This window comes from Pseudomonas sp. R4-84, from assembly GCF_054130985.1.
In genome coordinates this window covers 3,191,945-3,215,586 of record NZ_CP096390.1, presented here as the reverse complement: position 1 = coordinate 3,215,586, position 23,642 = coordinate 3,191,945, and the positions used below count along the sequence as shown (strand labels likewise).

The window sequence follows — 23,642 nt, the reverse complement described above, 5'->3', positions numbered from 1 at the left end:
TGAACTCAGAAGGGCGCAGGGCGGACCGATCCGGAGCGCTTGCTGATGCTGATAAAAACAACTCATCCCAAACTTCATCGCGAAGCACGGCTGGCCCGGGAAAAGCTGCACCTCGAAGGCACCGTCCCCGATGGCGTATTGCGTGCGGAAATCGATGCGTCGTGGCGGCGCAGCCTCAGCCATGGCGTGCATTTCAATGCCAAGCAAGAACTGGCGTTGGAGTCGAACGCCAGCCTTGATGTGCTGCTGCAGAGCAATCGCTTGTTGATCGATGCGGCGATGCCGGCCATCGATTATCTGGCCGAACGCCAGGGCAAGGAAGGGCTCATCATCCTCGCCAATTCCGACGCCACCATCCTTGCAGCCGAAGGGCACGCCGACCGTTTCAAAGGCAGTGGCCTGCAAGACATCACGCTGGGGGCTTGCTGGAGCGAAGCGGTGCGCGGCACCAACGCCCTGGGTACCGCACTGGTGGAAGCCCGACCGACGATGATCGATTGCGGCGAACATTACCTTGACCGTCTGACTGATTTTTCCTGCACCTCGGTGCCTATCCATTGCCCGCAGGGCGACATCCTCGGCGTCCTTGACCTGACCCGCGAAGGCCCGCTCGGCCGTGTTCACGACAGCACCGCGTTGCTGACCATGGCCGTCAGCCAGATCGAAAGTCGCGTGTTCAATGCCTGTTACCCGGACCAGATCGTTCTCGCCTTCCACAGCCGTCGGCAGTACCTCGAATCCCCTTGGCAGGGCTTGCTCGCGGTGAGTCTCGGGGGGCAGATTCTCGCGGTCAGCGCCCAGGCGTGTCAGTTGCTTCACGCCGATCGTTCGGCGCTCGTGGGGCGGCGCTGTGAAGATTTCCTGGGTGTCGATGGCCTGCAGCTGTTATCGCGTCTGCATCAGGGCGGCGTCGGCAGCCTGCAAACCGCCAAGGGTGAATTTTTCTACAAAGCCCTGCGCGCACCGCAGCGCTCGATCAACGTCAGCACGGTATCGCGCACCCCAGCTAAAAGCGCTAAACCACAACCCGATCTAGAATCCCTGGCCGGCAACAACACCCGTTATGCCCGGGCGCTGCGCATGGCTCGTCAGGGTCTGGCCAATGAATTACCGGTGTTGCTGCAGGGTGAAACGGGCACCGGTAAGGAAGTCATCGCCCGAGCGCTGCATATGGCTGGAGCGCGCTGCGACAAACCTTTCGTGGCGGTGAACTGCGCGGCAATCCCTGAAGGCCTGATCGAGTCGGAGCTGTTTGGCTATCGCGAGGGTGCCTTTACCGGGTCGCGCCGGGGCGGCATGGTCGGGCGCCTGCAGCAGGCCCATGGCGGCACGTTGTTTCTGGATGAAATCGGCGACATGCCGCTGGCCTTGCAGGCCCGTTTACTCAGGGTATTGCAAGACCGCAAAGTCGCGCCGCTGGGCGCTGGCGAAGAGCAAGACATCGACATCGCGCTGATCTGCGCCACGCATCGCGACCTCAAGCGTCTGGTGGAAGACAAACACTTTCGCGAGGATCTGTTCTACCGAATCAACGGCATCAGCGTGATGCTCCCGGCCCTGCGCGAGCGCGACGACTTCACTGGCCTGGTCGACCGTTTGCTGGCCAAGCTCGATGCGCCGACGGTAGTCCTGCATGACGATTTGAACCGGTTGCTCGGCGGCTATCACTGGCCGGGCAACATCCGCCAGCTGGAAATGGTCCTGCGCACCGCGCTGGCCATGCGTGAACCGGGGGAGACTGTGTTAACCCTCGACCATTTGCCCGACAGCACGCTCGATGAGCTCACCGCCGGCGAGCGCCCTCCAAGTGGCAGTATTCGAGAGCATGAACTGGAATTGATTCGTCAGTCCCTGGACACGCACCAAGGTAATGTCCCGGCCGCCGCCGAAGCCCTGGGCATCAGCCGCGCGACCCTGTATCGCAAGCTTAAACAGCTGCGCTCGTGATGCTGCGTTTGATCGTTCGGCTGATCGACAGCCAGAACCCTGCGGCCCAGCAAGCGGCGTTGCGCTGGCTCTACGGCTTCGTGCGTCCGCACCGGCTGGCGATTGCCGGGCTGCTCGGGCTGTCGGCCTGCGCCTCGGCGTTGGTATTGGTGCAACCTTGGCTGACCAAGCTGCTGATCGACGATGGTCTGTTGGCGCGCAACTTTACGATGCTGGTGCTGATCGCCGGGTTGATGATGGCCGCCGGGTTGCTGGGCACGGCACTGTCGGGCGTGAATCGATATCTGCACACGCGATTGTCCGGACGGATTCTGTTTGCCCTGCGCGATGACCTTTATCGGCATTTGCAGACGCTCTCGCCGGGTTTCTACGGCCAGCGGCGAATCGGCGATCTGATGTCGCGCCTCGATGGTGATGTCGCGGAGATCCAGCGTTTCGCCGTGGACTCGCTGTTCTCCGCGGTGTCGAGCGTGATCGGTCTGGTGGTCGCCGTGGCGATGCTGGTGACCTTGTCGTGGAAACTCTCGTTGCTGGCCCTGGTACTGATTCCGATCGACGTGCTCTGGCTACGCTGGATGCGCCGTAAGGTCGAGCGCGATGTCCGGCAGTTGCGCGAGTGTTCGGCGGACATGTCCTCATTCATGGTCGAGACCTTGCCGGTGATGAAATTCATCCAGTCCGCCGGCCAGCAACGGCGCGAAGCACGGCGCCTGGAAACGTTGGGCCAGGGGTACATGAGCCAGCTCTTGCGCTTGCAAGTGACTGAGTTCTTCACACAGGCGGTGCCCGGCACCCTGACGTCGTTGTCGCGGGCCTGTGTATTTTTGATTGGCGGTTACTGGGTGGTGCAAGGGACTTGGCAGTTGGGCGCGCTGATCGCCTTTTCGACCTATCTTGGAATGGCGGTGGGCCCGGTCCAGAGCCTGCTCGGGCTCTATGTCGCGGTTCAGCGGATGACCGTGAGCCTTGGGCGGGTCATGGAACTGCGCGGTGAAGAGCCAACCGTCCTCACTCCGGTTACACCCAAACCGATGCCGGTTTCTGGCGATTTGCGTTTCGACAACGTGCACTTCAGCCATCCCGGTCGCGCGACGACCCTGCGTGGCGTTGAAGCGCAAATTCCCTACGGTTTGAAAGTCGCCTTGAGCGGCGGCTCCGGTGTCGGTAAATCAACCCTGATCGATCTGCTGCAACGGCACCATGATCCGCAATCCGGCCGGGTTTTGCTGGGGGAGGTCGATCTGCGGGAACTGGACCTGTTCCAGCTGCGTCGGCGCATTGCCGTGGTCAGTCAGGACATCGTGCTGTTTCGCGGCAGCCTTGCGGACAACCTGGCCTATGCCGTCCCGGACGCCAGCCGCCAGGCCATCGCCGAAGTGGCGCGACTGGCTCAGCTCGATAGCCTCATCGAGTCACTGCCCGAAGGTCTCGACAGCCCTTTGAGCGAGCGTGGCCAACAGTTGTCCGGCGGACAGAAACAGCGCATCGCCATCGCCAGGGCGCTGTTGCAGGATCCGTTGATCCTGGTGCTGGACGAAGCGACGTCGGCGGTCGACGAAGCCACCGAGCGCGAAGTGATCGAGGCCATCGATCGGCTGTTCGCCGGGCGCACGCGGATTCTGATCAGCCATCGTCCGTCGACCCTGGCCGATGCCGATCTGCGCTTTGAACTGCTGGACGGCGTGCTCACGTCAAAATCGGTGCAGCATGAAACCTGAGCTGCGGATTGGGGTGGTGGACAGCGGTCATTCAGCCGCGCAACGAGTGCGGGTGATTGCCGGTCGACGGTTCTCGCTGCTGGAGGATGGACTGGCCGAAAGCGATTTACGCGACGATCCGCTGGGTCATGGCAGCGCGGTAATCGAGGCCATCGGCCGACGAGCGCCGGCGGCGGTTTTTTGCATCGCCCAGGTGTTCGACCAGCGAGGCATCACCAGCGCCTTGCAGATCGCTGCCGCTATCGATTGGCTGGTGGCGCAGGACGTGCGGGTGATCAACCTGAGCCTCGGTCTTCGGCAGGATCGCAGCCTGTTGCGTGAGGCCTGTGCCGCGGCGGTGGCGCGGGGTGTTTTGCTGTGTGCGTCCAGCCCGGCCCAAGGCGAAGGGGTGTTCCCAGCGAATTATCCGCAAGTGCTACGGGTGACTGGCGATGCGCGTTGTACCGAACAGCAATGGTCGTGGCTCGACAGCGCCCAGGCAGATTTCGCCGCGTGTGTTCACGGCACCCACCCGGGGCAGTCGGGTGCAAGCCTGGGCTGTGCGGCATTGAGCGGACACATTGCGAGTTTTCTCGTTGAAAATCCCGAGGCGAGCAACGCGCAAATTGTCGAATGGCTGCAAAGAAACGCCTGTTATCACGGCCCTGAACGGCGCGTCGGCCCATGAAGCCGATTGTGATTCTCGGCGCGGGGCCTGCGGGGGCTGCGGTGGCCCTGGGGCTGCGGCGGCTCGGCTACCCTGTAACGCTGGTCAGCGAGTGGCGGCGCTTCGCGGCGCTGGAAGGGGTTTCGGCACGGGTGCTGGATGCGTTGCGGGGCGCGGGGCTGCATCAGGCGTTGACGGACGCGGCGCAGCCTTCCCAACGGCAGGTGTCCTGGAACGGTCAGCGGCATGCGCAGAACATTGAGTTTTTGCTGGACCGTCCGAGCTTCGATCGAGGCTTGCGCGAGGATTTGCGGCTGGCCGGCGTCGAGTTGATCGACGGCCGAGTGCTGACGGTGCAGTCGCACGCTTCGGGGCATCGAATCGAACTGCAAGGGCGCGAAGCGCTGCTCGCGGATTTTCTGGTGGACGCTCGCGGACGTCAGGCACCGGCCCTTGGCAAAGGCCTGCGGGGGCCGGAGACCGTCAGTTTGCTCAATCGCTGGCGAGGCGCGTCGGGTATCACCGGCAGTGCCGTGGAAAGCCTTGGGGACGGCTGGGCCTGGATGGCGCGTCGGGCTGACGGCCAGTGTTACTGGCAATGGACGGTGGACGTGGCCAGTGCCGGGTTGCCGGGTAAGGCGCTGCTGCTCGATCACTGCCGTCAGCGCCGCCAGGATTCGCCATTGGCCCGGGAGTTTTTCGGGAGTGAACCGGAAACCGGACTGCATTTGCATGCCCGCAGCAGCACGGCGATTTTGTGTCCCCACGTCTGTGGCGATAACTGGATTCGGGTAGGGGACGCGGCCATGGCGGTCGATCCACTGTCGGGTAATGGCATTTTTCAGTCGTTGTCTTCGGCGTTGCAGGCGCCTGCGGTGGTCAACACGCTGTTGCGCAAACCTGAGCGGGCGTTGCTGGCGCAGCGTTTTCATCAGCGGCGGGTCGAGCAGCTGTTTTTGCGTTTCGCGCGCATCGGGCGGGATTTTTATGCCGATGAGCAGCGTTGGCCGGACCAGCCGTTCTGGCTGGCGCGGCGTCAGTGGCCGGATGCTGAAGTCGCCCACGCCGAGGTGGATTACGCCACGTTGAGGGTTGAGCGGGCACCGGTATTGCGCGATGGCTTCGTGGAGGAGGCCGAGGTGGTGATCACGGCGGATCAGCCGCTCGGTATCTGGCATCTGCAAGGCGTGGAGTTGGCACCCTTGGTGCGACGGTTGCGCAGCGAGCCAGCCGAGCGCGTGTTGGAGGGGTTGACGGTGGAGCAGGGGAGGATGGTTCGGAGCTGGTTGTCGGGGCAGGGGTTCAAGCCCTGACATTGGGCTGCCTGGGCTGGCCTATCGCGAGCAAGCTCGCTCCCACAATGGTTTTGCGTCGACCGAATATCCACTGTGGGAGCGAGCCTGCTCGCGATAGCGGTTTAAAGAACGCCGCCAATCACAACTTGATCAACACCGACTTCAACTCGGTGTAATGCTCGATCGCCGCATACCCCATTTCACGCCCGACCCCCGACATCTTGTAGCCGCCAAACGGCAATGCCGGGTCCAGGGCGCTGTGGCAGTTGACCCACACCGAGCCCGACTTGATCCGCGGAATCATCCGGTGCACCGCGGCCAAGTCATTCGACCAGATACTCGCCCCAAGGCCATAAGGGCTGTCATTGGCCAGGCGCAGCGCATCGGCTTCGTCATCGAACGGAATCGCCACCAGCACCGGGCCGAAGATTTCCTCTTGTACCAATGAATGCCGCTGATCGACATCCACAATCACCGTGGGCTTGACGAAGAAGCCTGGGCCGAATTGCTCACCGCCGCAAGCGATGGTCGCGCCGCTTTCCCGACCTTTTTCGATGTAACCATAAACCCGCTCCTGTTGACGCGCGGAAATGAGCGGGCCCATTGCGACACTGGGGTCCAGGCCGTTGCCCAGTTTCATCGCATTGGCGATGTCGGCGATGTCCGCCACCACATTGTCGAAATGCTTGCGTTGCACATACAGCCGGGACCCGGCGCAGCAGACCTGGCCCTGGTTGAAGAAGATCGCGCTGGCGGCGCCCGCTGCGGCGGTCTTCAAGTCGGCGTCGGCCATCACAATGGTTGGGGATTTGCCGCCCAGCTCCAAGGTGACCCGGGTCATGGATTCCATGGCGATCTTGCCGATCTGCTTGCCCACGGCGGTGGAGCCGGTGAACGTCAGCTTGTCCACCAACGGGTTATGAGTCAGGGCGGAGCCCGCCGTGACACCGGTGCCGGTGACCACATTGAACACGCCTTCGGGGTAACCGGCTTCCAGCACCAGTTCGGCGAGCTTCAGCGCGGTCAACGGTGTTTCGTCGGCAGGTTTGAGCACGACGGTGCAACCGGTGGCCAGGGCCGGACCGAGTTTCCAGCAAGCCAGCAGCAGCGGGAAATTCCAGGCGACGATGGCCCCGACCACGCCCACCGCTTCGCGACGAATGAAACTGTGAAATTGATCGTTGGGCATCAGCGGCAGCGACACGTCAACGCTGGAACCTTCGATCTTGGTGGCCCAACCGGCCATGTAGCGCAGGAAATCGATAGACAGCTGCACGTCCATCACTTGCGCCACCGCCGCGCTCTTACCGTTGTTCAGGCATTCGAGTTGCGCCAGCAGTTCGGCGTCGCGCTGCATCAGGTCGGCGAGTTTCCACAGCAGGTTCTGCCGTTCCCGAGGGCGGGTGCGGGTCCAGGCCGAATCGTCGAACGCCTGACGGGCGGCGAGCACTGCACGGTCGACATCCTCGGGCGTGGCCCGTGGCACCACGCATAACACTTCGCCCGTGGCCGGGTTGTGCAGGGGCATGGTCTGGCCGTCCGCGGCCTCGACCCAGTCGCCGCCGATGAGCATGCGTGGGGCGCGTTGGACGAAGGCCGAGGTGGCGGGAAGCAGATTAGGCAGGGGCATGATGAGACCTCTTGTTGTGCGTGAGAACGTGGATCTCTCCAAGGTTGGCAATGGCTGTGCCAAGTACCGGGAACGGGCCAAGGCCCTTTGTTGGCGGGGGTTGAGCGATAAAAGGAGAAAACGGCACCCAGTGGTTTTGTCGCAAATCGCGACATCGGTGAGACGGCGAGCCATTGCGTTTGTACTTGAACATTGCCGCTGGCCATGAAGTATTCCAGCCGGGGGCACCTATGCTTGTCTCAGACTGCAACGGCTGTCGCGATATAAGACGCAGGTCATCTCGTTCTGATGCGTAGAAAAGCCAAGATACTCCTATAACTCATTGATTTAGATGCCGTTCGTCAAGCTGGCACGCTCCGTGTATTGCTCATCGCAGACGTTTCTCTTGCCTCCGTCAGCGGCTTGTCGCCGACGGCAGAAACCATAAAAACGATAAGCCACAAAAATAAGAAAGCACCGTGGGAGGTTCGACGTTGATGAAGAGAAAACTCCGATCAGGCCTGAGCGCCAGTCTGTTGACCGTGGCGGCCTGTGTAGCGCTGCATTCGCCTTACAGCCTGGCAGCTCGCGACGCCCAGACCATCCTCAGGGAAACCTGTCAGGGCTGTCACATCCCCGAAGCCGATAACGCCCTGAGCCGTATCAGCCACCAGCGCAAAACGCCGGAAGGCTGGCTGATGAGTATTGCCCGGATGCAGGTCATGCATGGTGTGCAGATCAGCGATGACGATCGCCGGACCCTCGTCAAATACCTGGCTGACACCCAAGGCCTGGCGCCCAGTGAGACCGATGGTGTGCGTTATGCCTTGGAGCGACGGCTCAATACCGTCGAGAAGTTCGACGACCAGACCAGCCAGATGTGTGGCCGCTGTCACTCCGGTGCGCGGGTTGCCCTGCAGCGTCGACCTGCCCAGGAATGGGAGCGCCTGGTGAACTTCCACCTCGGCCAATGGCCGTCCCTCGAATACCAGGCCCTGTCCCGCGACCGCGATTGGTTCGATCTGGCCCGCAAAGAGATGGTGCCGCTGCTGGCCAAGCGTTATTCGCTGGACAACCCGGCCTGGAAGAAATGGGTGGAAAGCGCGCCGAAAGCCGAGGCGCTGGTCGGCGACTGGAGCTTCAGCGGGCACCTGCCGGGTAAAGGCGAACTGGCTGGCGTCATGAGCGTGACTGCCGGTGGCAGCGACACGTTCAAGGTCAACGTCAAAGGTCAGTATGCCGACGGCAGCCCGTTCAACGGCAATGGCAGTGCGATTCTCTATACCGGTTACGAATGGCGCGGCAACGTGACCATCGATGGCGTAGTCATGCGTCAGGTGTTCGCCGCCCAGGGCAACGCCATGCAGGGTCGGATGTTCGAGGCCGAGCACGACGAGCGGGGCCTGGACTTTGTCGCCGCCAAACAGGGCTCCAACCATTTGCTGGCCGTGCAGCCGGGGTATCTGAAGGCGGGCAGCGAAACCGAAGTTACCCTGATCGGCAGCGGCCTGACCGGCAAACCGGATTTTGGCAAAGGCGTGGAAGTGGTTCAGGTGCTTGAGCAAAGTCCGGAGCGCCTGCGAGTCAAGATCAAGGCCGCTGCCAATGCGCAACCGGGCCTGCGCAACGTCACGCTCGGCACGCTGAAAGGCCCGACACTGTCGGTCTATAGCAAGATCGCTGAAGTCAAAGTCGTGCCCGAATTCTCAGTGGCGCGGATCGGCGAGGGCGGTGGTTCGACGCCAAAAGTCCAGGGCCGTTTCGATGCCGAAGCCTGGGGCAAGGGCGCTGACGGCAAGCCCTATCGCATCGGCGTATTCCCTGCGCAATGGAAGGTCGAGGCTTTCGATGACCGTGCCAAAGAGGATGAAGACGTCAAGTTTGCCGGCACCATGCAGGCCGATACCGGTGTGTTCACCCCAGGCGATGCCGGGCCGAACCCGCAGCGCAAGATGTCCACCAACAATGCCGGCAATCTCAAGGTGATCGCCGCCGTCGACGACGCAGGGAAATCCCTGACCGGCGAAGGCCACATGATCGTCACCGTGCAACGCTGGAACAATCCACCCATTCCATAAGTTGGCTGTTTGTAGCGGTTCCAGACACTTTTCGGAATGACCGCAGGCCTCGTGAATCGGGGCTTGCACAGGAGGTTTGCAATGGGCGCTATTTTGAATCTGGTCGAACGCAATCTGCACGAAGTGCATGTCGACGCCGACCGCATGCTGTTCCACATTCCCAGCAGCTCGCTGTTCGCCAGCGATGAGCTGACGGGCACCATCATCGATACCTTGCGCGGCCCCGGCTGCTCATCGGACGACCTGATCCAGCGCTTGGCCGCACGCTTCAACGGCGAAGAAATCACCGAAACCCTGCGTGAGCTGATTTCCCTGGAACTGGTCAGCGACGGCTCACCGCTGTCGCCGGACATCGGTACCAAACGGGTGGAGCGCACCGCAATCAATACCGTGGTGCTCAACGTCAACACGGGCTGCAATCTGAGCTGTACCTACTGCTACAAAGAAGACCTCGACAAGCCCTCTGCGGGCAAGAAGATGGACGTCGAAACGGCGGTCGCTTCGGTAGAAATGCTGCTGCGCGAATCCCCCGATGAAGAGCGTTTCACTGTGGTGTTCTTCGGGGGAGAGCCGCTGAGCAACCGCAAGCTGATCGAGTATATGGTCGACTACTGTGAAAAGCGGTTTGCCGAGGCGGGCAAGTTCGTCGAGTTCGTCATGACCACCAACGCCACGCTGCTCACCGAAGACACCGTGGATTATCTCAACGCCCACCGCTTCGGGCTCTCGGTGAGTATCGACGGGCCGAAGACCGTGCATGATCGCAATCGCATCACGGTGGGTGGGCAGGGCACGTATGACGTGGTGCGGCGCAAGGCCGAGATGCTGTTGTCGCGTTACAGCAGCCGTCCAGTGGGGGCGCGGGTGACCCTGACCACTGGCGTTACCGATGTAGAGACCATCTGGGATCACCTGTTCAACGAACTGGGATTTGCCGAGGTCGGTTTTGCTCCGGTGACGTCCGGTGATATCAGCAGCTTCAACCTGTCCAGCGACGAACTGATCGAGGTCTTCGCCAACATGAAAAAGCTCGGTCGTCGTTACCTGGAAGCGGCACTGGTGCACCGCAACATCGGGTTCTCCAACCTGCACCAGTTGATCACCGACATCCATGAAGGCCACAAGAAAGCCCTGCCGTGCGGCGCGGGCCTGAAGATGCTGGCGGTGGATCACAAGGGCGAATTGAACCTGTGCCACCGCTTTACCGGTTCGAGCCTGCCGACGTTCGGCAACGTTCACAGCGGGGTGAAACAGGTCGAGTTGAATGACTTCCTGTCCCAGCGGCTCGACCGTACCAATACTGGCTGTGAAGACTGCCAGATCCGCAATCTCTGCTCCGGCGGCTGCTACCACGAGAGCTACGCCCGATACGGCGACCCGACTCATCCGACCTACCACTACTGCGAACTGATGCGTGACTGGGTCGACTTCGGCATCGAGGTCTACACCCGGATCATGGCTCACAACCCTGCGTTCATCAGCAGTTACATCACTCCGCGCAAGGCTCACTGATATGAAACATCTCAAGGCAATCAACAACAAAGCCCAGAAACTCGATCAGGCCGCGGCCGAGAACCGAATCGAAGAAGTGGTGGCGATGAGCTCCGTCGCCGGCTGCGCCTCGACCACCGATCCTGGTTGGGAAATCGACGCGTTCGGCGGCGTGTCGTCGCTGTGCCAGCCGATGGAAGCCGACCTGTATGGTTGCTCCGACCCCTGCTGGTGGCCGGCCCAGGTGCCGGACATGATGAGCACCTATCCGGACTGGAACAAGGATGCCCAGGCGTCCAACGAAAACTGGCGCAACCTCGGCACCGTTTTTCCTAAAGACAAGTGATCGGTCATGAAGAAGGATTCCAGCATGCAATGCATCAAAGCCTGCGGCTTGGCCGCGTTCGGTGTCCTGGGCGTTATCTCATTCGATGTCCTGGCCGATGAAAACACCGCACTGCAAAGCGGTCACGAGTACATGGTGACCACCAATTATCCGAACAACCTGCACGTGATCGACCTGGCCACCGACAGCCTGTTCAAGACCTGCAAGATGCCGGACGCCTTCGGTCCCGGCACCGTGCAACTGTCGCCGGATCGCAAGACCGCCTACGTGTTGAACAACCATTACGCGGATATTTACGGTGTTGAGCTGGACAGCTGCAAACAGGTCTTTCACGCCAGCATCACCCAGAAACCGGGGGAGAAAGCGAAATCCATGTTCGCTTTTACTGTGAGCCACGACGGCAAGGAACTCTTTGCCATCGCCAACCCGACGTTGATGCTCAACGACCGTTACGAAGTACAGCAACCCCGGCTCGATGTGTACGCCACCGATGCCGGCATGAACGCCAAACCTGTTCGCAGTTTTCCGGCTCCGCGGCAGCTGACCATCATGCAAAGCGGTGACGATGGCACGCTGTATGTGGCGGGAGCGGATGTCTACAAGGTCAACGTGAACACCGGCAAATTCGACGTGCTGATCCCCAGTCGTCATTGGAAGCGTGAAAACTACAGCGCGCCGGACGTGCTTTATGTGTGGAACCAGCAAACGTACCGCCATGATTTTTCGCTGCTCTATACCGCCGCGAAATTCAAGGACAAGCAGCAGGACCCGGCCACCGCCGAATACCTCTATGGGTTGTTCAGCATCGACCTGAAAACCGGCAAGACCGAAACCACCGACTTCGGCCCTCTGACGGAGATCTATTTCAGTGGCATGCGTTCGCCCAAGGACCCGAACCTGATGTTCGGTGTACTCAACCGTCTGGCCAAGTACGACATCAAGCAGAAAAAACTGCTTCAGGCCGCCACGCTGGACCATTCCTTTTACTGCATTTCGTTCAACAAGGCCGGCAGCAAGATTTACCTGGCGGGTACCTTCAACGACGTAGCGGTGTTCGACGCCGACAGTTTGAAGCAGATCGGCAACATCAAATTGCCCGGCGGTGATATGGCGATTACCACGGCGCAGATATTCACGCGTTAAAAACAAAGAGGGCAAGCCATTCAACAAAGCGCCGTGGTTGAAACCCCGGACCACATTTGGATCGTACAGAGAGAACAGATATGAGTGTCCCCAGTTACACCCGTGGACCGCAAACCACACCCTTGCTGGCGATGACCATTGGCGCGGCGTTCGACCGAGCGGTGGAACGATTCTGCGATCGCGAAGCGTTGGTCGTACGGCATCAAGGGCTGCGCTACACCTGGGCACAGTTGGCCGAGGAGGTGGACTGTTGCGCACGAGGATTGCTCGCGCTGGGCCTCAAGGCCGGTGAACGGGTCGGCATCTGGTCGCCGAACTGCGCGCAATGGTGCATTGCCCAATTCGCAACCGCCAAGGTGGGAGCGGTGTTGGTGAACATCAATCCGGCCTACCGCCTGACCGAGCTTGAATACACCCTCAAGCAGTCGGGGTGCTGCTGGCTGATTTGTGCCGATTCGTTCAAGACCTCCAACTACCACGCGATGCTTCATGAGCTGCTGCCCGAACTCCAACGCTGCGCCGTAGGCGCACTGCAAAGTGGCCGGTTGCCTGAGTTGCGGGGCGTGATCAGCCTTGGCGATGCGCCAGCCGCCGGTATGTTGTCATGGGAGGGGTTGCGAGACCTGACGGAACGAGTGGCTCCGGAGCAATTGCGCGAACGCGGCGAACAATTGCAGTTCGACGATCCGGTCAACATCCAGTACACCTCGGGGACCACCGGATTCCCTAAAGGCGCCACCCTCAGCCATTACAACATCCTGAATAACGGCTTTATGGTCGGTGAAAGCCTGAAGCTCAGCGAGCAAGACCGGCTGGTAATACCGGTGCCGTTGTATCACTGCTTCGGCATGGTCATGGGTAACCTGGGTTGTGTCACCCACGGAACGACAATGATCTACCCCAGTGCGGCGTTCGATCCTCTGGAGACCTTGCGGGCCGCCGCACAGGAAAAAGCGACCGGCGTGTATGGCGTGCCGACCATGTTCATCGCGATGCTCGACCACCCGCAGCGCCAGTCATTGGATTTGAGTCATCTGCAAACGGGCATCATGGCCGGCTCCACCTGCCCGATCGAAGTCATGAAGCGGGTGATCGAAGACCTGCACCTCAAGGAGATGCAGATCGCCTACGGCATGACCGAAACCAGCCCGGTCTCCACCCAGACCGGGCCGGACGACGATATCGAACACCGAGTCACCCGTGTCGGCCGCACCCAGCCGCACTTGGAAAGCAAGGTCATCGACGAACAGAACCGGGTCGTTCCTCGCGGTCAGATTGGCGAACTGTGTACTCGCGGCTACAGCGTGATGCTGGGCTACTGGAACAACCCGCAGGCGACCGCGCAGGCCATCGACGATGCGGGCTGGATGCACACCGGCGACCTGGCAATCATGGACGACGAGGGTTATCTGAAGATCATCGGGCGCAATAAGGACATGATCATTCGAGGGGGCGAGAACGTCTACCCGCGCGAAATAGAGGAGTTCTTCTTCAGCCATCCTTCGGTGGCAGACGTTCAGGTCATCGGTGTTCCGGACAAAGTCTATGGGGAAGAGATCGTTGCTTGGATCAGGCTGCACGAGGGACACCAGGCAAGCGCTGAAGAGCTGCGCGATTACTGCAAGGGCCGGATCGCTCATTTCAAGACGCCACGCCACTTCAAGTTCGTTGACAATTTTCCGATGACCGTCAGCGGTAAGGTGCAGAAGTTCCGCATGCGTGAAATCAGCGTAGAGGAACTGGGAGCGCCCGGTTCGCCGATGCCCTTGATAGGCGGTTGAGGGATGAAAAGTGGCAACCTGACTGACCCATGTCTATAGTTTTTGGCGCCTAATAGCTACAGGAGACATGGACATGAGTCAGGACATTTCGCCCGCCGCTGCAGCGGCGCGGAACACAGGCATGGTTGCCACCACCTTATGGGGCTCGGACACTGTCGCAGGTATCACGGTCGATCCGGACGGTGCTATCTGGCTGGGCGCTTATAGTCGCCTGGGATTGGGAGGCGAAGAGGACTCGGGCTTCACCGGTAGCCTGGTCCGGTTCAATGCCGACGGTAGCCTGGACCGCAGCTTCAGTGGAGACGGTAAATCGCTTCTTCCTGTGTCGCTCGATATCGAGGACGGCGGTAATGCCGCGGTGCAGCCGGGAGGCGGTTACCTGGTGGCGCAGTACGTGCAAGTCGGCGGCGCCTGGGTATCGGGGGTAAGTCGCACCTTGGCGGACGGCAGCCTGGATACGAGTTTCGGGAATGGCGGCACCGCGATCGTGCCTTTTTATTGGAATGACAATTTAGGCCAGCAAGCGTCGTTCTCCGTGCAACGCGACGGAAGCTTTTTCGCAAGCGCGGGGTATCCCTCCGGGGAGATCTATATCGCCCGCTTCGACGCGACGGGGGCCTTGATCCCGTCTTTCGCAGAGGCAGGGGTCTTGCACCTGCCAGCGTCCGTCGGCATTCACCCCGGCGGCACGATCGACGTTTCGCTGCAGGAAGACGGGAAAGTATTGGTCACAGGGCAAGATACCCTGACCCGCCTCAACCCGGACGGTACCCTGGATAGCGGCTTCGCGAACGGGGGCAGCCTGGCCCTGGATGTTCATGCGGATGCCCTCGTCATCCAGGATGACGGCAAAATCCTGCTGGCGGGCGCCTCGGGGGGCGTGGCGACCGTCACCCGACTCAACGCCGACGGCTCGCTCGACAGCAGCTTCGGTGACCAGGGTAAGGTGAGTTGGGGCTCGCAAAACGCTCCTTTTGCGATCGCCGACATGATTGTGCTGGCCAACGGCAAGGTATTGATTGGCGCAAGCCAAGGTACAAGCGCGGACGGCTACCTGGCCTCCCTGGTTCAGTTGAACCCCGACGGTAGCCTGGACCACAGCTTTGGCAATCCCGACGACGGCTATCACCACGTCGACGGTGGCCGCGATGATGATTTCTTGCCCGGTACCGCGTCATTCGACGATGCGATCTCTGGCGGAGCCGGTAACGATCTGCTCGATGGCCAGGAAGGTCGTGACCTGCTGACGGGCGGGGCCGGTGCCGATACGTTCCGTTACGAGTCAATCGCAGACAGTTACCGAACCGCAACCACCGCCCATAGCGACCGAATCACCGACTTCGACCCCAGCACCGATACCCTCGATCTCTCATCCCTGGGCTTTCTCGGGCTGGGCAATGGCTATGACGGAACGCTGGCGATACGCGTCAATGAAAGCGGGACGCGGACCTACCTCAAGAGTTTCGAGGCCAACGCGGATGGGGAACGCTTCGAAGTCGTCTTCGAGGGTAATCTGGGCCAAACGCTGGATGAAACCAACGTCCTGTTCCAGCAAGCCAGGTTGGTGGGCACCGAAGGGGACGATCGTTTACAAGGCAACGCCCGAGGCGAAATCATCGAAGGGCACGCGGGCGATGATCGCCTCTATGGAGCGTTAGGCAATGACGTATTGATTGGCGCAGAAGGCCGGGACCAATTGGTCGGTGGCGGCAACAACGACGTGTTCCGCTTCGACCTGCTGAGCGACAGCTACCGTACCGCCACCGAAAACCACACTGACCGCCTGATGGACTACACCACGGGTGAAGACACGATCGATGTGTCCGCCTTGGGCTTTACCCGACTCGGCAATGGGTACAACGGCACCTTGGATGTGGTTGTCAATCAAGCCAAGAACCTGACTTACTTGAAGAGCTACGAAGCCGACGCATCAGGGGCTCGATTCGAGTTGAGCCTGGTCGGGGATCACTCCGGTTACCGTGACTTGAACATCATCTTCGCCGAGCCCCCGCAAGAGGAGGTCTTTCAACTGATCGGAGTGGCTGACTCGCTGGCGTGAAAACGCAAACCTGGCTGTTCCGGGCCTAAGGCGTTGGCATGAAAGGCCCGCTTGGATGTCAATCCAGCTGCGCTGGGCATAACCTTGGCATTTGGTGGTGCCCAGCGTATGGTTCGGCTGGTTGACGGCCCGACCTTTAATATTCCCAGTTCATGGATTAAAACCGATGGCAACGATTGAACGTTTTCAGAGCAACGCGCGGATGTCCGGTGTGGTTAGTCACGGCGATCTGCTTTACCTCTCCGGCCAGGTACCTACTGATCTACAGGCTGGCATCGAAGAGCAGACGCAGCAGGTGCTGGCCAAAATCGAAGCCTTGTTGGCGTTGGCGGGCAGCGACAAGGGCCAGCTTTTGAGCGCACAGATCTGGCTTAAAGACATTGATCGTGATTTCGCGGCGATGAACTCAGTGTGGGATGCTTGGCTTCCAACCGACTGCGCTCCTGCACGGGCCACTGTTCAGGCAAGTCTGGCGCGACCCGAGGTGCTGGTTGAGATCATGGTAATAGCAGCGAAACCTGCCCTTGATGCTTGATCCCTTTATGACAAGCTCGGCCATCAATCTGCAGGATTAATGGCTATGTCTCTACGCGCACTTCGAACGCTGCTTGCCATTGCCCAATACGGTTCTTTTGTTAGGGCCGCGGACGCCGTGCATTTGACCCAGTCAGCGATCAGCCTTCACGTCCGGTCATTGGAGGAAGATTTCGATACACTCCTGTTTGATCGCTCACGGCGGTTGCCGGTGCTGACGGATGCTGGGCATATTGCCGTTGAGCGCGCGCGAGAAATTCTAGCCTTATACGACGGCATCTCGTCCGAGATTGGAGGCGACACTGAGTTGCGCGGCAGGCTTAGAATCGGTGCCATTCATACAGCGCTGGCGAGCGTGCTGCCTCTCGCGCTGTCGGCATTGCGTGCCGAACATCCTCACCTGCGCATCACTGTTGCGTCGGGAATGTCCGCCGAATTGGCCACGCGCGTAGAGGCGGGCGAGCTTGACGTTGCGATCACCACCGAACCGGTAAAGCCACACCCTTACGGCCTGGCAAGCACGGTACTTTACGAGGAAGGGTTCTGGATCATCGCGCCGGTATCACACGCGCATGAGGACTTGAAGCTTCTACTCAAAAGCCAGCCGTTCATTCGATTCGATCGTCGCGCCTGGGCAGGTCGAACCATTGAGCGAGAGCTTCGCGCTATGCGGCTGCGTGTGGAGACCAGCATGGAGCTGGATAGCCAGGATGCGATTATCAAGATGGTCTCAAGCGGGTTGGGCGTATCGATCGTTCCGCTCTCCCGGCATCAAGTCATAAGCTTGAAAACACTGGCCGTTCAACCGTTCGGCATCCCTCAAAAAACCAGGCGTGTGGTATTGCTGGAGCGCGAAGATCGTCCGCTTGCGCGACTGGCGGCAGCGCTGGCGAACGCGGTGAAAGCCCATGTCTTGCCCGATTAACCATGAGTAATACTTGTTGATCGCTGAAGTTTAAAACGTTTTTATTTTGGAGTTCGACCTCTTATCGTGGTCCTCAGTCATTAAGTTTTGGGGGCGCCATGATCAGTAGACCTACCGTAGACATGCCGCTGATGAGCCGACGGATTGCGGAATGCGAACCGTTGGCACAGAAAATCAAGGCGCGCGCATGACCCTCTCCTTGCTGACTGCCTTGTTGCCGATCGCGCTTTTGATCGTGCTGGGCGCGTGGCTCAAGCATCGTCAGTTTTTGGCGGATACTTTTTGGGCGCAGGCAGAGCGCTTGGCGTATTACGTGTTGTTGCCTTCTCTTTTCTTTCACGGACTGGCGACCGCCAACCTTGATGGCGTGCCGTTTCAAAGCATGGTTTCGGTGCTCGTATTCTCGACTGTTGTGGTATCGCTAATGTTGTTGAGCGCCAGATCGCTGATCACCACGGACGATGCTGCGTTCACTTCGGTTTTTCAGGGGGGGATACGTTTCAATAATTACGTGGGTGTGTCGGCAGCTGCGGGCTTGTTCGGTGTGCAGGGTATAGCCCTGGCCGCGGTCGCGAACGCGGCCATCGTGCCCAGTGTGAACATTTTGTGTGTATTGGTCTTCGCAAAGTACGGCTCAGGCGGCAGGATGCCATTGGGCAAAGTCCTCAAACAGTTGGCACTGAACCCGCTGATACTTGCGTGCTTCGCCGGCGGATTGATCCAATTCTCGGGCTGGGGATTACCTGTGGGCATTGAGCCGATGCTCAAAGCCTTGGGACAAATGTCACTACCGCTCGGATTGCTCTGCGTGGGTGCTGCGCTTGAGTTCGCAAGCATCAGGCAATGGTGGCGTCCGGTTGGTTACTCGTCGCTGACCAAGTTTTTAATCATGCCGCTGGTGACACTTTGGGCGTGCCACCTATTCGGACTTGAAGGAAAGGCCGCGGTTGCAGCACTTCTGTTCCAAGCACTGCCCACGGCCTCGTCCTCCTACATCATGGCAAGGCAGTTAGGAGGGGATGCCCCCCTTATGGCTGGGATCATCGCTTGCCAGACCATGCTGGCAGGACTGGCACTTCCAGCTGTCATCCTCGTGATGACCCAGTGGATTTGAATATGCACCGCGGCCTGTAGAGCAAAGCAGTCCGCCGTCCAAACCGTTCAATCGCAAGCCGGCGATTTGCCCGTGGCCCATCGCGCACAGCAACGATGCGAAGGAACGGTTTTTTGGCGAGCGGATTCTACATTTTTTGATCCGTCAGTGGGCTTTTCAACAGTCCGACCTACAGGGAACCGCCTTGCTCAACCTTCAGTCCGGGCAGGAGGGTGTCGCAGAAAAACGTCGCGATGGATTCCGGCGAGCGCGGGCCGCCGGGCTTGATCCACAAGTAGCTGTAATGGTGTATGCCAAGGATAGCCTTGACGGCCAACGCGTCAGCTGTACGGAAGGTCCCCTCGTTCACGCCGGCCTTGAGGATTTGCGACCAGAGCTTTTCATACTGCCGGTGCAGGTCGAGCAACTCGGTCTGGCGCTCGCCAATGACGGAATACACCTCCCGGAAACATACCGTCATCTCGGCCAGGTGAGTGACGATCGTGCGCATCACAATGGCCGAGAACTGGCGAAATTTATCCTCCGCGGGCAGGTCACTCTCGCACAGAGGCGTGCCCTCAGCGATGAGCACCCGCAAGTACCGGCTGGTGATCTCGAACAGGAGCTCTTCCTTGCTGCCGATGTGGTAATACAGCGCGCCTCGAGCCAGGCCGGTGGCTTTTTCCAACTCAGCCATGCCGGTCGCGTGAAACCCGCGCGTCGAAAACAATTGCGCAGCGACTTTCAGTATCCGCTCCTTGGTGCTGGTTTCAGCAGGTTCGGCAGCGACGACGGCGTTCTTTTTTCCCATGGGCCATTTCCAACCGGTTGAGCGGCAATCATACCCATGCGTGCGCGTTGAAGGATACAAACGGGGGAAGCTCATCCGAGGGGCGTAGGAAGATAGTTGTATTGACCGATCGGTACAGAGACGTTTATAAGCCCAGCGTAGTTGAACCTATTTCAACGGGCGCGGTGGCGTCGAACGTTCTAAGAGCCTGCCTGGGCATTGGGATCGACCATGACAATAAGCAAACACCCCACACTGGCGTCCAACTCGTCAGCATCGGCCAGATTGGTAGCGATGACCTGTTTCGCCCTGTTCGCCTTCGCCGCTAACTCATTGCTGTGCCGCCTGGCGCTTAAGCATACTGATATCGATGCCGCGAGCTTCAGCGTTGTCCGGCTGGTCAGCGGGGCCTCGGTGTTAGGGCTGATGTGCCTCATGAGGCGGTCCTCAACCCTAACCAAAGGCAGTTGGAAGGGCGCCGCAGCCTTGTTCGTTTACGTCTTTGCTTTTTCCTTCGCGTACCGTCATTTGGAGACCGGGACGGGGGCGCTGTTGTTGTTTGGCGCGGTTCAACTGAGCATGGTTCTGTTCGGCTTGTTCAAAGGCGAACGGATGCATACGCGGGCAATCGTTGGGTTTTTGTTGGCGATGGCTGGCCTGGTCAGTCTGCTGCTGCCAGGCGCAGCCGCTCCCGACCCCGCTAGCGCGCTTACGATGCTGTTATCGGGGCTGGCATGGGGAATCTACTCGCTGCTTGGCAAAACTGTCGCCGATCCGCTGGCGACCACAACCGGCAATTTCCTGAGGTCGATTCCCCTGGTCCTGGTGGCAAGCTTGCCGTTTCTCTCAACACTGCGTTGGGATGCGCTGGGTGTGTTTTATGCGGTTCTTTCCGGCGCGCTGGCGTCAGGCGTCGGCTACGCGGTCTGGTATGTCGCGGTGCGTCATCTTGCGGCGTTTCAAGCCGCGACCGTGCAGTTGAGCGTGCCCATCCTGGCTTCGCTGGCGGGTATCGTATTTCTGGGTGAAAGCCTGAGCGTAAGGATGGTGTTGGCATCCGTCGCCGTGCTGGGGGGTGTTGCTTTGGTGCTGGGTAGCAAACGGCACGGCTAGTTGGCATTGGATGGATAACCGTTCGTTTGGCTATGGGCTAAGTAGGGCACGGGTGATTTAGTGAACTTTTACCCTACGAATTCATTCCACTGGTGCAGACGTTGTGCGCAGGCATGACGCTTTCGCGCATTCACATCTGTGACAGAGCCTTCAATGAAAGTAAACACGTCCCAATCCAAGACCTCTTTGCGTCGCGCTGTCACGGGGCCGATGCTGTTTCTGTTCATACTTGGCGATGTGCTGGGCGCTGGCGTTTATGCGCTGGCGGGTACCATCGCAGGGGAAGTCGGCGGCGCGATCTGGGTGCCGTTGTTGATCGCGTTATTGTTCGCAATGCTGACGGCGGGTTCGTATGCCGAACTGGTCTCGAAATACCCTCACGCGGGCGCAGCGTCGGTATTTGCCGAAAAGGCTTTCAAGTCACCGTTGATATCGTTCCTGGTCGGTTTTTGCATGCTCGCCGCGGCGGTGACAAGCGCTGCCGGTCTCTCGCTGGCTTTCGCGGGGGACTACCTTGCAGCGTTCATTGAAGTACCCGCCCACGTCGCAGCCCTGATTTTCTTGTTGGTCATCGCGCTGTTGAATGCCAGAGGGATCAAGGAATCCCTGGGGGCGAATATGGTGATGACCGTGATCGAGCTGTCGGGGCTGATCCTGGTCATCGTCGCGGCGGGGAGTTTCTTCAGTTCTGGCGAAGCGCAACTCGCAAGGTCGCTGGAATTCAAGCCTGGAGTCAGCCCGATGCTCGCCGTCCTGGGCGCTGCGTTGCTCGCGTTCTATTCGTTCGTGGGTTTTGAGACTTCCGCCAACCTCGCGGAAGAGATCAAGGACGTCCGCAAGGTATACCCCCGCGCCTTGTTTGCGGCGCTGATAACCGCGGGCGTCGTTTACATGGCCGTTGGGGTCGCAGCCTCGTCAGTACTGTCCACGGAGAAACTGCTCGCGACCTCGGCGCCGTTACTTGAGGTGGTCCGTGCGTCCGGGCTAGATATTCCGCCTCGCCTGTTCGCGTTCATCGCGCTCATCGCAGTGGCCAACGGGGCGCTGCTGACCATGATCATGGCCAGTCGTCTCACGTATGGGATGGCAAATCTAGGCCTCTTGCCAGACTTCCTGGAAAAGGTACTGCCCCACCGGCGCACGCCGTGGGCGGCCATTGTCGCAACGACCCTCGTAGCAATCGCACTGACGCTCACGGGGACCTTGGCTACCCTGGCGCAAACCGTGGTTCTGCTTTTACTGTTCGTTTTCCTCAGCACCAACATAGCGGTGCTGGTGTTACGCAAGGACAAGGTCGCAGAAGAGCATTATCAGACGCCTACGTGGGTACCCGTGCTAGCCATCCTGTCTTGTCTCGTATTGCTGAGTCAGCAAGACATGGGCACTTGGCTGCGCGGCGGGGCACTCATCCTGGTGGGCATGCTGCTGTATGTCTTTGCTCGGATGACCGTGCCTACCGTTGCGAAGCCAAACTAGCCGGGGCAGTGCAGGCAGGAACGCGAGGCTACAGCCTAGCAGCTTGATTGCGGCAGGGTACGGCCGTAGGACGGCTCGTCACCCGACAGCATGATCTATCATTGGGCTGATCACTCACTGGGCTTGCACGATGACTTCATCAAACTGGCAACTACACGACAGCCATGTTCGCTACGGAACAGTCAGTCGTTTCCTGCACTGGTCAATGGCCGCCTTGCTTGCGTGGCAATTTGCTACGGCGTTTTCCCATCTTCTACTGGAGGACACGGCCGTCGAGAAATTTTTGTGGGGCACCCACAAGACACTCGGGTTCGTATTGATACTTCTGGTGATACTGCGGGCGTGCTGGTCCTTGCACAATCGCGGCCATAGGCCCGCGTCCCTGAGCATCGCAGCGACACTGGGACACCTGGCGATGTATGCCCTGGTCATCATCATTCCGCTGATCGCACTGGTCCGGCAATACGGCTCCGGGCGGGCTTTTTCACCGTTGGGCATTCCGTTGATGCCGGGTTTCGATGAAAAAGTCGAATGGATGATGTTGCCCGCGAACCTCCTGCATAGCTGGTTGGGTTGGTTGCTGCTGCTACTGATCATCGGCCACGTCGCCATGGTGCTGATCCATCGGCGGCGTGGCGGGGAAGGCGACGTTCTGGTGCGAATGTTCGGACGCTAGGCCGCCTGGTCCGCCGGGCTACGCTCACAGTCGATGATGCTCCAGCAGAAAATCGACGAATACCCGCACCCGCGCTGGCATTGCCGTCCCGCCAACAAAAACTGCGTGGATCGGTTCCCGGTCCCCGGGGTTCCAGGCACCTAGTAGCGGTACCAGATCGCCGCGTCGCAAATCTTCGGCCACGGTGAACTCGCCGATACGGGCGATGCCGGCGCCCACACGCGCGAGTTGTGCCAGCGCCTCGCCGCTGCTGCATTCGATGTTGCCGGTGACTTTCAGGGAAAATTCTTCGCCGTCGCGGATGAACGGCCAGTTGGGTTCGGCGCGACGGAAATTGAAGCGCAGGCAGTTGTGTTGCAGCAGGTCTTCCGGTTCCTGGGGTGTGCCATGGCGCTCTAGATAGGCGGGCGAAGCCACCACCACCTGGCCGGTGTCGCCGATCCGGCGCGCGGTCAGTGGGCTGTCGGGCAAGTGGCCAAACCGCACCGCGACGTCGGCCTGGCCGCCGAGGATGTCGACCACTTCGTCGCCGAGGGTGAGGTCGACGACGATGTTCGGGTAGCGGGCGCTGAAGGCCGCCACCAAGGGAACGATGGCTTGCCGCCCATGGCCGAGGGCGGCACTGACGCGCAAGCGGCCCCGGGGCACGCCCTGGTCGGCGACGGCTTCTTCGACCTCGGCCATGTCGGCCAGGATCCGCCGAGCGCCGCGCAGGTAAGCCTCGCCTTCGGCCGTGAAGGTGATCGCCCGCGTGGTGCGCAACAGCAGGCGGGTGCCCAGACGCTGTTCGGTCCGCGCGATGGTCCGGCTGACCGCCGAGGGCGTCAGCCCCAATACGCGCGCGGCGGCCGACAGGCTGCCTTCCTGCGCCACCGTGGCGAACACAGCCATTTCCCCTGATCTGCCGTTGAAGTCCATTTGT

At 60.2% G+C, this 23,642-nt stretch carries 19 protein-coding genes; 16 read left to right on the top strand and 3 right to left on the bottom strand.

The genetic code is table 11. The features are described from left to right. Positions 1 to 42 precede the first annotated feature (42 nt). Genes M1D68_RS14380 through qhpG form a run of 4 tightly spaced genes read left to right on the top strand, consistent with a single transcriptional unit; the run spans position 43 to position 5,624 of the window. Positions 43 to 1,947: a sigma-54-dependent Fis family transcriptional regulator gene (locus M1D68_RS14380; protein WP_457970725.1), complete on the top strand. Its 1,905-nt coding sequence runs from the start codon at positions 43 to 45 to the stop codon at positions 1,945 to 1,947. Further along, positions 1,947 to 3,665 (top strand): ABC transporter ATP-binding protein, encoded by a 1,719-nt coding sequence (locus M1D68_RS14375; protein ID WP_457967279.1) that lies wholly within the window; start codon positions 1,947 to 1,949, stop codon positions 3,663 to 3,665. The genes M1D68_RS14380 and M1D68_RS14375 overlap by 1 nt, the downstream gene beginning before the upstream one ends. Continuing rightward, complete coding sequence (gene qhpE, locus M1D68_RS14370; RefSeq protein ID WP_420763624.1) at positions 3,655 to 4,332, top strand: subtilisin-like serine protease QhpE; 678 nt, start codon at positions 3,655 to 3,657, stop codon at positions 4,330 to 4,332. Before M1D68_RS14375 ends, qhpE begins: the two co-directional genes overlap by 11 nt. Next, entirely contained in the window at positions 4,329 to 5,624 is a 1,296-nt protein-coding gene (gene qhpG / locus M1D68_RS14365) for a flavin-dependent monooxygenase QhpG (RefSeq protein WP_457967276.1), read from the top strand. The genes qhpE and qhpG overlap by 4 nt, the downstream gene beginning before the upstream one ends. Positions 5,625 to 5,745: 121 nt before the next feature. Here qhpG and M1D68_RS14360 read toward each other — a convergent pair whose 3' ends face one another. Further along, on the bottom strand, positions 5,746 to 7,236 hold the full coding sequence (locus M1D68_RS14360) for an aldehyde dehydrogenase family protein (RefSeq protein WP_420763626.1): 1,491 nt from the start codon (positions 7,234 to 7,236) through the stop codon (positions 5,746 to 5,748). A gap of 476 nt (positions 7,237 to 7,712) precedes the next feature. Between M1D68_RS14360 and peaA the strand changes: the two genes are divergently transcribed. From peaA to M1D68_RS14315, 9 genes are all read left to right on the top strand, one after another. Continuing rightward, positions 7,713 to 9,293 carry a quinohemoprotein amine dehydrogenase subunit alpha gene (gene peaA / locus M1D68_RS14355; protein ID WP_457967274.1) on the top strand — a complete coding sequence of 527 codons (1,581 nt, stop codon included), beginning with the start codon at positions 7,713 to 7,715 and terminating at the stop codon, positions 9,291 to 9,293. 81 nt (positions 9,294 to 9,374) lie between these two features. Beyond that, positions 9,375 to 10,805, top strand: a complete 1,431-nt coding sequence (gene peaB, locus M1D68_RS14350; RefSeq protein ID WP_457967272.1) for a quinohemoprotein amine dehydrogenase maturation protein — start codon at positions 9,375 to 9,377, stop codon at positions 10,803 to 10,805. A gap of 1 nt (position 10,806) precedes the next feature. After that, positions 10,807 to 11,130: a quinohemoprotein amine dehydrogenase subunit gamma gene (gene qhpC / locus M1D68_RS14345; RefSeq protein WP_007933151.1), complete on the top strand. Its 324-nt coding sequence runs from the start codon at positions 10,807 to 10,809 to the stop codon at positions 11,128 to 11,130. Between the two features lie 24 nt (positions 11,131 to 11,154). After that, positions 11,155 to 12,273 carry a quinohemoprotein amine dehydrogenase subunit beta gene (gene peaD / locus M1D68_RS14340; RefSeq protein ID WP_457967269.1) on the top strand — a complete coding sequence of 373 codons (1,119 nt, stop codon included), beginning with the start codon at positions 11,155 to 11,157 and terminating at the stop codon, positions 12,271 to 12,273. A gap of 80 nt (positions 12,274 to 12,353) precedes the next feature. Next, entirely contained in the window at positions 12,354 to 14,054 is a 1,701-nt protein-coding gene (locus M1D68_RS14335) for an AMP-binding protein (protein WP_457967267.1), read from the top strand. Between the two features lie 73 nt (positions 14,055 to 14,127). Beyond that, the gene (locus tag M1D68_RS14330; protein WP_457967265.1) at positions 14,128 to 16,113 is read left to right on the top strand and encodes a M10 family metallopeptidase C-terminal domain-containing protein; all 1,986 of its coding nucleotides are present in this window, start codon (positions 14,128 to 14,130) and stop codon (positions 16,111 to 16,113) included. 166 nt (positions 16,114 to 16,279) lie between these two features. Continuing rightward, positions 16,280 to 16,648 (top strand): RidA family protein, encoded by a 369-nt coding sequence (locus M1D68_RS14325; RefSeq protein ID WP_434559289.1) that lies wholly within the window; start codon positions 16,280 to 16,282, stop codon positions 16,646 to 16,648. Between the two features lie 45 nt (positions 16,649 to 16,693). Further along, positions 16,694 to 17,572, top strand: a complete 879-nt coding sequence (locus tag M1D68_RS14320) for a LysR substrate-binding domain-containing protein (RefSeq protein WP_457967263.1) — start codon at positions 16,694 to 16,696, stop codon at positions 17,570 to 17,572. Between the two features lie 187 nt (positions 17,573 to 17,759). Then, the gene (locus M1D68_RS14315; protein ID WP_434611594.1) at positions 17,760 to 18,686 is read left to right on the top strand and encodes an AEC family transporter; all 927 of its coding nucleotides are present in this window, start codon (positions 17,760 to 17,762) and stop codon (positions 18,684 to 18,686) included. Positions 18,687 to 18,855: 169 nt separating this feature from the next. Here the strand turns inward: M1D68_RS14315 and M1D68_RS14310 are convergent, their stop codons facing one another. Next, complete coding sequence (locus M1D68_RS14310) at positions 18,856 to 19,551, bottom strand: TetR/AcrR family transcriptional regulator (protein WP_457967261.1); 696 nt, start codon at positions 19,549 to 19,551, stop codon at positions 18,856 to 18,858. A gap of 198 nt (positions 19,552 to 19,749) precedes the next feature. On the opposite strand from M1D68_RS14310, the gene M1D68_RS14305 reads away from it, so the two are divergent. From M1D68_RS14305 to M1D68_RS14295, 3 genes are all read left to right on the top strand, one after another. Next, positions 19,750 to 20,568 (top strand): DMT family transporter, encoded by an 819-nt coding sequence (locus M1D68_RS14305; RefSeq protein WP_457967259.1) that lies wholly within the window; start codon positions 19,750 to 19,752, stop codon positions 20,566 to 20,568. A gap of 153 nt (positions 20,569 to 20,721) precedes the next feature. Next, positions 20,722 to 22,044 carry an APC family permease gene (locus tag M1D68_RS14300; RefSeq protein WP_434559279.1) on the top strand — a complete coding sequence of 441 codons (1,323 nt, stop codon included), beginning with the start codon at positions 20,722 to 20,724 and terminating at the stop codon, positions 22,042 to 22,044. Between the two features lie 130 nt (positions 22,045 to 22,174). Next, positions 22,175 to 22,720: a cytochrome b gene (locus tag M1D68_RS14295; protein ID WP_420763639.1), complete on the top strand. Its 546-nt coding sequence runs from the start codon at positions 22,175 to 22,177 to the stop codon at positions 22,718 to 22,720. 24 nt (positions 22,721 to 22,744) lie between these two features. Here M1D68_RS14295 and M1D68_RS14290 read toward each other — a convergent pair whose 3' ends face one another. Then, positions 22,745 to 23,638, bottom strand: a complete 894-nt coding sequence (locus tag M1D68_RS14290) for a LysR family transcriptional regulator (RefSeq protein WP_420763640.1) — start codon at positions 23,636 to 23,638, stop codon at positions 22,745 to 22,747. Positions 23,639 to 23,642 lie beyond the last annotated feature (4 nt).

Excerpts from the sequence above, each read along its gene's own strand:
- M1D68_RS14310 (WP_457967261.1), bottom strand. The coding sequence starts at position 19,551 with ATGAGCTTCCCCCGTTTGTATCCTTCAACGCGCACGCATGGGTATGAT.
- qhpC (WP_007933151.1), top strand. The coding sequence starts at position 10,807 with ATGAAACATCTCAAGGCAATCAACAACAAAGCCCAGAAACTCGATCAG.
- M1D68_RS14375 (WP_457967279.1), top strand. The coding sequence starts at position 1,947 with ATGCTGCGTTTGATCGTTCGGCTGATCGACAGCCAGAACCCTGCGGCC.
- M1D68_RS14360 (WP_420763626.1), bottom strand. The coding sequence starts at position 7,236 with ATGCCCCTGCCTAATCTGCTTCCCGCCACCTCGGCCTTCGTCCAACGC.
- M1D68_RS14300 (WP_434559279.1), top strand. The coding sequence starts at position 20,722 with ATGAAAGTAAACACGTCCCAATCCAAGACCTCTTTGCGTCGCGCTGTC.
- M1D68_RS14325 (WP_434559289.1), top strand. The coding sequence starts at position 16,280 with ATGGCAACGATTGAACGTTTTCAGAGCAACGCGCGGATGTCCGGTGTG.
- qhpE (WP_420763624.1), top strand. The coding sequence starts at position 3,655 with ATGAAACCTGAGCTGCGGATTGGGGTGGTGGACAGCGGTCATTCAGCC.
- peaB (WP_457967272.1), top strand. The coding sequence starts at position 9,375 with ATGGGCGCTATTTTGAATCTGGTCGAACGCAATCTGCACGAAGTGCAT.
- peaD (WP_457967269.1), top strand. The coding sequence starts at position 11,155 with ATGCAATGCATCAAAGCCTGCGGCTTGGCCGCGTTCGGTGTCCTGGGC.
- peaA (WP_457967274.1), top strand. The coding sequence starts at position 7,713 with ATGAAGAGAAAACTCCGATCAGGCCTGAGCGCCAGTCTGTTGACCGTG.
- M1D68_RS14315 (WP_434611594.1), top strand. The coding sequence starts at position 17,760 with ATGACCCTCTCCTTGCTGACTGCCTTGTTGCCGATCGCGCTTTTGATC.
- M1D68_RS14290 (WP_420763640.1), bottom strand. The coding sequence starts at position 23,638 with ATGGACTTCAACGGCAGATCAGGGGAAATGGCTGTGTTCGCCACGGTG.
- M1D68_RS14320 (WP_457967263.1), top strand. The coding sequence starts at position 16,694 with ATGTCTCTACGCGCACTTCGAACGCTGCTTGCCATTGCCCAATACGGT.
- M1D68_RS14305 (WP_457967259.1), top strand. The coding sequence starts at position 19,750 with ATGACCTGTTTCGCCCTGTTCGCCTTCGCCGCTAACTCATTGCTGTGC.
- qhpG (WP_457967276.1), top strand. The coding sequence starts at position 4,329 with ATGAAGCCGATTGTGATTCTCGGCGCGGGGCCTGCGGGGGCTGCGGTG.
- M1D68_RS14295 (WP_420763639.1), top strand. The coding sequence starts at position 22,175 with ATGACTTCATCAAACTGGCAACTACACGACAGCCATGTTCGCTACGGA.
- M1D68_RS14330 (WP_457967265.1), top strand. The coding sequence starts at position 14,128 with ATGAGTCAGGACATTTCGCCCGCCGCTGCAGCGGCGCGGAACACAGGC.
- M1D68_RS14335 (WP_457967267.1), top strand. The coding sequence starts at position 12,354 with ATGAGTGTCCCCAGTTACACCCGTGGACCGCAAACCACACCCTTGCTG.